8 protein-coding genes are annotated in these 8628 nt (G+C 42.3%); 2 read left to right on the top strand and 6 right to left on the bottom strand.

Annotated elements, in window-relative coordinates; genetic code table 11:
- Positions 1-11: 11 nt before the first annotated feature.
- The 5 genes from BV372_RS17285 to BV372_RS17265 all read right to left on the bottom strand — a co-directional run bounded on the left by BV372_RS17285 (position 12) and on the right by BV372_RS17265 (position 4596).
- Complete coding sequence (locus tag BV372_RS17285) at positions 12-371, bottom strand: hypothetical protein (RefSeq protein WP_143845167.1); 360 nt, start codon at positions 369-371, stop codon at positions 12-14.
- Positions 372-498: 127 nt separating this feature from the next.
- Positions 499-1377: a hypothetical protein gene (locus tag BV372_RS17280; protein ID WP_086687734.1), complete on the bottom strand. Its 879-nt coding sequence runs from the start codon at positions 1375-1377 to the stop codon at positions 499-501.
- Positions 1377-3692 carry a hypothetical protein gene (locus BV372_RS17275; RefSeq protein ID WP_086687733.1) on the bottom strand — a complete coding sequence of 772 codons (2316 nt, stop codon included), beginning with the start codon at positions 3690-3692 and terminating at the stop codon, positions 1377-1379. The genes BV372_RS17280 and BV372_RS17275 overlap by 1 nt, the downstream gene beginning before the upstream one ends.
- A complete protein-coding gene (locus tag BV372_RS17270; RefSeq protein WP_086687732.1) occupies positions 3689-4237 on the bottom strand; it encodes a hypothetical protein in 549 nt (182 codons plus the stop codon). Before BV372_RS17270 ends, BV372_RS17275 begins: the two co-directional genes overlap by 4 nt.
- Before the next feature lie 2 nt (positions 4238-4239).
- Positions 4240-4596, bottom strand: coding sequence for a hypothetical protein (locus tag BV372_RS17265; protein WP_086687731.1), 357 nt, complete (start codon positions 4594-4596; stop codon positions 4240-4242).
- A gap of 214 nt (positions 4597-4810) precedes the next feature.
- Here BV372_RS17265 and BV372_RS17260 point away from each other — a divergent pair, with 214 nt between their 5' ends.
- Both BV372_RS17260 and BV372_RS36380 read left to right on the top strand, forming a co-directional pair.
- A complete protein-coding gene (locus BV372_RS17260; RefSeq protein WP_086687730.1) occupies positions 4811-5377 on the top strand; it encodes a tyrosine-type recombinase/integrase in 567 nt (188 codons plus the stop codon).
- Positions 5374-5547 (top strand): hypothetical protein, encoded by a 174-nt coding sequence (locus BV372_RS36380; RefSeq protein WP_179198125.1) that lies wholly within the window; start codon positions 5374-5376, stop codon positions 5545-5547. Before BV372_RS17260 ends, BV372_RS36380 begins: the two co-directional genes overlap by 4 nt.
- 393 nt (positions 5548-5940) lie before the next feature.
- Here the strand turns inward: BV372_RS36380 and BV372_RS17255 are convergent, their stop codons facing one another.
- Positions 5941-8520 carry a VapE domain-containing protein gene (locus BV372_RS17255; protein ID WP_086687729.1) on the bottom strand — a complete coding sequence of 860 codons (2580 nt, stop codon included), beginning with the start codon at positions 8518-8520 and terminating at the stop codon, positions 5941-5943.
- Positions 8521-8628 lie beyond the last annotated feature (108 nt).

The raw sequence follows: 8628 nt of genomic DNA, 5'->3' as shown, positions 1-8628 counted from the left end.
TTGGGCATAAATTACCCAAGTTGAATAGAAGTCGGGTAGTAAGCTGTTTTGATTTTGTAGCTGTTGTAGGTATTGCCGATTAAAGTTGCTCTGGCTTGTGCTGCCTTATCTCCTGCAACTACTAAGGTTGCTACTTTTCGCTTAGAGTTAGCACCAATGTAAGAAACTTTAATTTTGCGGATTAATCCTTCTGCAATTGCTCTACCAACCGTTGTAGAAGGAACGCCTGCTGGAGGATCGCCCACTAGCTTTACTACTCCAATAGCAGCGCCAAACGATGAATAAATATCTGGCAATACTAGTAAAACTCGGTTATCTCCTGAGCCAACCACGTGAGGGACATTCTCAACTCCCGATACTCTTGTGGCCATAAGTGATTCTTGGTTATTCGGATAAATGTGATTTATCCAGAGATAACACGGCTTTCAGCACGTTCCGGGACTTGGAAATGTTATACATTTCTCTCTGTTCTGGAGTGATTTTCATAATTGTGGCAGTTTACGCAATCAGCGCTGTATTTCTGTAAGTAGTATCTATCAGAAAAATTGGTGAGATATTGCTGCCGAACGATACATAGGCATACCTAAACCTTAAATTAGCCACTGGACGGTATGCAGACTCCTTGTACTGTCTACCCAATACCGTATCCGTTGCAGTGATCACTTGAGTTGTGCTGTCCTTTTCAGGCGTGACAACGTTGATTTTATTAATATCAAACGGTCGGTCAATCACATTGCATAATTTCTCATAAAGAGTGATTGCCTCAGATTTTGAATTTACTAACCAACGACTACCGCGAGGAAAACCGTTAGCTGGATCTGTGTAGCTGACAGCAATTTTACCTGTGGTGTAAACAATTCCTTTTCCACCGGATACAAACTGCTGCTTTATCTCTGTGGCAATTTCTAATAAATTGGCTTTGGTAATTGCTGGCAATGTTTGACCAGATTTAGAAGCATAACGCGTTAGTCTGCATGATTTTTCATGGTCCAAGCGCTTGCCATTTACTGGCACTGCTTGGGCATCTTGTGAGAAATACAAAAACAATTGTGGATGTCCTGAAACGGGTAGATTAGTATCAAAACTACTACCGTAAAAAACAGTTAAATTTTTCCTGCTATATCCTAATAAATCAAACAACAAATGATGACGCAAATTCATCATTAACTGATTGTCATTATCGAGCATGGTGCAAGCCACTCTGAGACTGCTGCGAGCGCTCGCTATATTTGGTTTCCAGTCATCCGCTAAATCGCTAAAGTAGCGTTTTACTAAAGCATTGTGCTGGGGAATATAGATTTTTTGTAAATGCTCGAATGGGTCAAAATTATCTGGAAGAGCATCTTCTGGTGGTGGATTTGGTGTTGTTCCTGGCATTAATCACCTCCATCAAAAATATCTTCAAGTACTAAAGCTACAAAATTTCCTGAATCGGCTTTTGATTGTGATTCCGTGGCATCAACAACAATCGGTGTGGGAACTTCTAATCCTGGCTTGTAATGAATAATGTTGCCTTCAGAATCTTTAATGGGATTACCATTTTCATCCTTTGGATCTGTTTGTGAAATCTCACGTTTCATATCAGCAACGCTACTATTGATGCCACTCATAACTTCTTTTACAGCAATAGGTACTGCTACCACTGCGGCAATTGCTGCTAATTTTTCATTTGATTTATCAATCAATGGGAAAAATTTACCTTTAAGATTGGGTTGGGGATTCATCCAGGCGTAAGCATTCTCTAAAAGTACGCCACCTTTTCTTAAGGCGTTACCAATCTTGCCAACATTACCGCCGATTACTTCCATGCCCGCCGTCATTATTCCGCCGAGATTAGTAATCTGATTAAATACATTACTTGCAGCTTGGTATATGCGATTTGCTTTTTGCCAATCTTCACTTAATTGGTTGTAGTTTGCTTCTCCAATCGTATCGGCAATGACTTCATGGACTGCTTTACCTAAGACGCTACCAAAACTAATTGGAGTACCATCAATACCCTTCGGTAATATAAATCCAGTTATTTGGTCAACAATACTAATAAAAGTCTGACCTAAGTTATTACTTAACATCAAAGCATTGTGAACTGTAGCGGCGAAGGTGAGTACAGACAAAGCTTTTTCTACATAGGTATTAGTAGCAATTGCTGTAATTAAGGCTGTTATTCCTGCTAGTTGTGTAGTAAAAAATCCTTTAACACCAGCTACTAAACCCTGCGATGTTGAGTTGATGTTTGCGCGTGTCGCTGCGTGTTGGGAAATTATTAGCGCTCTCAAAGAAGCCACGTCTGCTGGATTCACATCTACACCGTCCCTGCCGTTTAATCCGTTAATACCGTCCCTACCATTTCTGCCAGGTAAACCAATCGGTCCCCTTGATCCAGTTTTTCCTTGCGGTCCTGGGATGCCTGGCAGACGTACTTCCACAACCGTTGTCACTCCATCCTTGCCGGGAATGCCTTGAGGACCGCGATCGCCTTTTAAGCCAGGGATACCTTGCAGCCCTCTGGGTCCTGGTAGTCCGCGTAATCCTTTTAGCGTTTGGTACAAAACTAATGCTGTTAATGCTGTGGTCAGTGCTATACCGGCTTTACCGAGTGCTTCACCTGCTTTATTCGCTGCTTGTCCGGCTAAACCTTTAGCATAATTAGCTGTACTGTTTGCCACGTCAGCTTTTGCTGAGGCTCTCAATGCCTCTGCCTGTGCGGATTTGGCTTCAGCACTGGCATTTTTGGCGACGGTCGCGGCAGTAGTAGCGGTATTGTTTGCTATCTCTACTTTCTGAAATGCGTTCGTGCTGATGCTTAATGCACTATTTGCGGTTTCCCTGATAGCTGGTATTTGATGTGATGCGTTGAGTGCTTCAGTTAGTGCCCTATCTGCTAAGTCTTTAACTGGTGGAACTGTACCAGCTACTGCTTCTATGCGGTTCTTTAGTCCTAATAGTCGTCCTAGGATACCCGATACATCATTACCTAGGCTTACTAGACCTGCCTCTACAGCATCAATTCTTCCCCCTAAGGTGTTAAGCGTTCCTAACTGTTCAATTAGGGTAAATATAGTTGCAATTGCGTTGAATATTTCTAATACTCTTAAGCCTAATCTTGCTGTAGCAGACAATGCTTGGCGACTAATGCCAATAGCTTCAGCAGCTTTAAAAATTGCTTCCCCAACCTGTTTTTCTACTTTACTGATCAGGCTTCCAAATTTATCAACTTTATCCCCGATTCCTTTTACTACCCCCCTAAATCCATTCACCGCAGTATCAGCATTTTCAGCAAGTGTTTTAGCTCTATTTGCAGTGTTACTTACAGATGTGACGTACTTATCTAAATTTTCTACCTTGGCTCTGGCTTCTCTGCCAGCCTGACCACCTAGAACAGCATCAGTAATCTTAGGTTCTAATCCACTTATCCTATTATCTACACCGCTAATTTTTTGATTAAGTGGATTAATTTGGTTAAAGATGGTAGAACCAATGATGGGGAGAAGAATCTCCTTAACTTTTTGAATAATACTGTTTTCATCAGTTGGTTTGATTGCGTCTACCTTGGCTTTTAGTTCCTTGAGTTGCTGCTCTAACTTGCCAACTTCATTTAAATAATCGCTCTTTAGAACAAATTTTCCACTCAATGCTGATACATCACCAGAAAGCGCTGATATAGCATTAGAAATCTCACTACAAGTTGTCATTTTAATGCCCTCACCAGCTTTCTAGTAGCTTCGATTTCATTGAATATGTCAGCACATGACAGACAGCAATCACCACAATTTAATTGTCCTGGTGCGCATGGAATACAAGTAACAGAGTAAGAGACAGATGGATTTCCTTCTGCTTGAAATAGCAATTCGCCAGTAAGCGAAAAAACCTTGATAGAATTCTTTGTTTCTGGACAGTTACAACCAGTTGACTGATGTACATATTCGGTTGCATTTAGCGGTCCAACTAAGCGTTCTCTAATAACAGTCCCATCACAGTAAGTTACCTCAATTGATGGGTTATCAAATGGTGGAACTATTAAATTCCCGTGCGCTTTGACTGTAAGTGTTGTAACTGTTGGAAATGGTGCAATACGAGAGAAATAACCACTCAAACAGTAACCATTGCTGTTTTCATCTACACGCCAGGGATATGTTTCAACATCAATTGGTTGATTAAAATCTACTGGGGCTTGAGCAACACCATTAAACGAATAATTTAGTGTTGCTCCATATTGACCTTCGCAATAGACGGTCATAATTAATAGTCGTCTGGGTCAATGGTGGCTGATGTATCTGCTTTAGCGAGGTTTACTGTTACTTGGTCTACTCGGTAAGGGTCATTGTTAGTACCGCGAGTAACAAATGAAGAAAAGCCACTGGAAATGTAAACAGATTGGTCGGTATTAGAATCAAAATTTGTTTGAGTAAGATTTGTTTGAGCATTTTTGGCTATAGCTACAAAATGCCCTTCAGGTGTCGCTGTCGTTGGTGTAGCTAACCCGGCTGATGTCAGCGCTGAATCAGGAATAAATAAACCTGCACTAGGAGTAGTCGCACCACTAGCTAGCCTGGTTGTACCCGTACCAAAGATTTGTTCTAAAGTTGGTTCCGCCATAAAACCGGATTTTTAATTGAAGTGAATAAATCCGTTTTATGCGGCATTCAAAATTAAGTAAATATTCCACTTTTATGTAGAAGTGGTATATACGCCGATGGCGTGTAAGTACTGCTGCGACTACGATTGAGCCATTATTTAATAACCCTAAAAACCAAATAACTTCCTGTTTTACCTGGTGCAAAGGTTAATCAGGAAGTTAGAAAGAGGACTTATGAAAAAAGATAGACAAGGACAAGCAGCTTTGCTGCATGAGTTGGACTATTCTAAAATCCGTCGCCAGATTAGGAGCCAGAAATACAAGATACTTTTAGATTTGGCTCGCTACACGGGCGAAAAATGGGGGTCGCTGATTAGACTGAAGGTTGATGATGTCTACCAGGCAGACGGAAGCCCTAGTGAATTTGTTATCTTTGGCGATCGCAACCAAACCGACAATGAAATAAGACAAATTCCATTGCACGACAATATTCAAGAATCCTTGCGGCATTACAAACCGAGTAGCTCGATCTGGCTATTTCCCAGTCGAGATCACCCAGAAAACCATATCACCTTAAAATTTGCAGATCTGCTTTTAAGGCAGGCAGTAGCCAAGGCAGGACTGGAAAGCAGGGGTATTAGTACTCATAGTACGAGAATAACTTTTATCACAAAACTTTATCGAAATGGTACGGATATTGAGATCATCCAGAGAATAACTGGATATCAAGACCAAAGAGCGATTGAGCGATATTTGGAAGATGATACCGACCGGATTAAAGGAGCAATTGCTACGTTATGAGTGTAAATGCAGAGAGACTTGCATCTGAAGTTATTACCTTTGCTCCCAACGTACTCAATGGGAGAATTCGCGATTTAGAGCAAATCAAGGTTGAACTGCAAAGGATTCTGGGGGTTGCCTATGACGTGGCCGCGGAGAGTATAGCGCCATCATTACGGATTGACGCTTGAGAATCATGGGTTATATGCTGTGGTCGGTAGATGCACCCTGGTGTAAACCGCGATCGCTGCATGGGATTGCGATCGCGTTTACTATCCAGTAAATTTCATTTTTTAGTAGCTGTTGATAGAGGTTGATATCCCCCGGCGAGTGGGGGATATTTTTTTGAATATAAAAAACGGCATCCAGATTTTACTTGAATGTCGTTTCAGTGAAATTCTGGGTGAAATATTAAAGTCATGGCGTCAGTAGTTAGCTAGCGATCGCAATCCCTCAGTTGAAAAGTGCGATCGCACTCATTACAGTACCAGCGCTGAACCTTCTCACCGCTTTTTCGCTTGTTATGCCCATTGCGGTAAATAGTACTGGCTTTACAGTAGGTGCAATATTCCGGCTGGTATTTGCTAAGGCTTGCTGAGGGTGCTGACTTTGACATATTCCTTACGACCAGACTGAAACTCTATTTGATATCGCCTGGGGTTTGATTGAAAGCCGACAACGGTCACTACTTCACCACCATAGGTCGCTGGGTGATTTAACTCTGGACGCCACGGGCGATCGCACTTTTGGATAAATTCAGCCGCGCAGTTTTCAAGCTGGGCAATAGTATCGTCTTTACCTCTACCCATGATTGCCACTTCTGTAGATTGTCCCTCTACTAGAATCCGCCAGCGTGTTTTATTATCCCTTTGCTTTCTTAGTGGCAGAAACGTTACAAGCTTTTTGTTTACTTCGCGGTTGAAGGTCGGTGGTAAATCTAGTTGCTCAATCGGAGTGTTATTAACAACCATCTCACTTGTGCGATCGCTATTTGCATTCTCTACAGAATTTTCGTTTTTTGGTGGATCAGGTGGATCAAAAACGTTAGAAGTCTGATTATTAAAGGGTTTTCCTTGATCCACCCCATTTGATCCGCCTCGATAATCAAATAAACTAGGCGGATCAATATTTTTATTTCTGGGTGGATCTGGTGGATCGTATTGCTGTGTATAGGTTTCAGTTATCTCTGATCCACCAGATCCACCGTGATCCACCGTTTCTTGATTTTTCTCGGAATTATTATTTTCATTTTTACGTTTCCAACCTCGACTACCTCTCAAGCCATCTTCGCGGCCACGCTCCCAACCAAGTCGGCGCATGACCCCAGAGATGCGTTTATCACTGGCGACATCTTGGTGGGCTGGGTCAATGCCCAGCAACCTGTAAATGCTTTGAGTAGTCACAAAATCCTTGACCCTGACGTATTCCTCAACGATTTCCATCCACGGATCGATTACCTGGTAGTCGCGGTTGCGATCGGCTCGCTGGGCTTCCTGCTCGTCTGTGAGCATGTAGGGGTAGCCGGCTTTGTAGAGTGCATTCGCAGCAGCCCAGATTTTATCTCTACAAAACAGCACAGCCTCGACCGGGATTTTGGCTTTTGATACGGGGATAATCCAGAATCTTCTATCGCCGCTGGGGTCGTTGAGGATTTCGGTTTGATTGGTAGTGCCGACAAAGACAAAGCCACGCTTGTAATCAACTGGCACTCGGTCGTAGGGTGTGCGGAAAGTTTCCTCTTTCTTGGCCAGGAATCGCTTGAGTTCCTCAACGTCTTTGCGCTTGTAGACCGTCTCAAACTCTCCCCATTCCAAGCACCAAAAGCGGTGCATCTTCATTTTTTCGTCTTTGTCATTGTCGTTACCCAAGTCATCAGAGAACCAGTCACCCCCGAACAGCGTTCGCCAAAATGTTGATTTACGGATTCCCTGTTCCCCGTAGAGAATTAATGCACAGTCCATCCAGCAACCTGGATGACGGGCACGGGCGACGGAAGCGACTAAGAAATTTTTAAAGTAAGTAGTGTGTAGCGGGTCGGTAGTGCCAAAGAACTGGTAAGCCAAGTCATCTAAATAATCGCCCGAGACATCGGGAAACTTGGCTTCAACTTCATCCAAATATTCAACGACGGGTGAGTAACTGTGGGCTTTGGCGATGCGTTCAATGATGGTAAAAGCATCGTCTTTGGAAACATCGATATCAAATTCTAGGGCAAGAATCAGCTTGATATGGTTCATATCGAGCGCTGTACCGTATAGCTCAATATCCTTTTTTAAGGTGTTGTAGCGCAAGTGTTGCCCCCAGATTTTATTTACCAGGTGAAATCTACTAGCCATTCTCGACTGAAAAGAAAGTTCTTCATCTTCGAGTTTTTTTGATGCTTCTTCCTTCCATTCTTCAAAGGTTAAAGCATTGTTTACCAATTCCTTAAAAGCATCGCCTCCATGCAAGGCAATGTAATCATCCATGCCTTTGGCATCGCCATCAGGAAGCACAATTACCATTATCTTGCTGCCTTTGGCTGCTAGTTCTCTGCTTAGACCTAGCAAGGCATTTTGAACCATTTGCTTATGCAAAATATCATTATCAAAGCAGATGTAGAAAGTTCTGCCCAGTTTGGCGAATAATTCTAAGTTCTGATGTAACCGCCCTTTCTTCCTGCAAGTGCTGACACCAGGTAAGCTGATTGTTGCTAGACCAATAGATAATCCTGAACCTGCTTTTTTAGCACCTTCAGTAATGATGATTGGTTGGAGGATATCTTGATAGATGTTATTCCAGTAGTTCTCTATACCTGGGTCTAAAAATAAAGGTGCTGCATTGTAACCTTGTGCCCCTTCATATTTAAGTGGTTTTCCTTCTTCTGAGATTCTTGGATTGTCTGGTTTTACCTGAACACCTTGCAGTGTCGCCTCTCCAGTCAAAGGGTCAACACCAGATACGCACCAAGCAGGTATTAGAGAATCTGAATGTTTCCAGCGCTTTCTATTGTTTTTATTGAGTATCTTATCTAACTCTCTAGCATCGTAAATCGTGCGTACATTGCGTTTAATTATGTAGTCTAAAACAGCGCTCTTTTGCCATTCTTGCCAGTGAGAAGGAGCAATAGAGTTTACATCAGAATTAGTGTTTTCTTGGGTGAATTTATCAATGGCTTGTGTCATGATTCACCCCCAAGGAAGATGAATTCTACTGCTTTAAATGTGCTACAATAATTGCAATCAAGGGATTTTTCGGTTGTCCCTTGGAAAAGTTTTAGATTCATTTTTAAT

This window comes from Nostoc sp. T09 (genome assembly GCF_002154695.1).
GTDB lineage: Bacteria > Cyanobacteriota > Cyanobacteriia > Cyanobacteriales > Nostocaceae > Aulosira.
The sequence above is the reverse complement of the archived record's forward strand: the minus strand, read 5'-3'. Positions and strand labels throughout refer to the sequence as shown.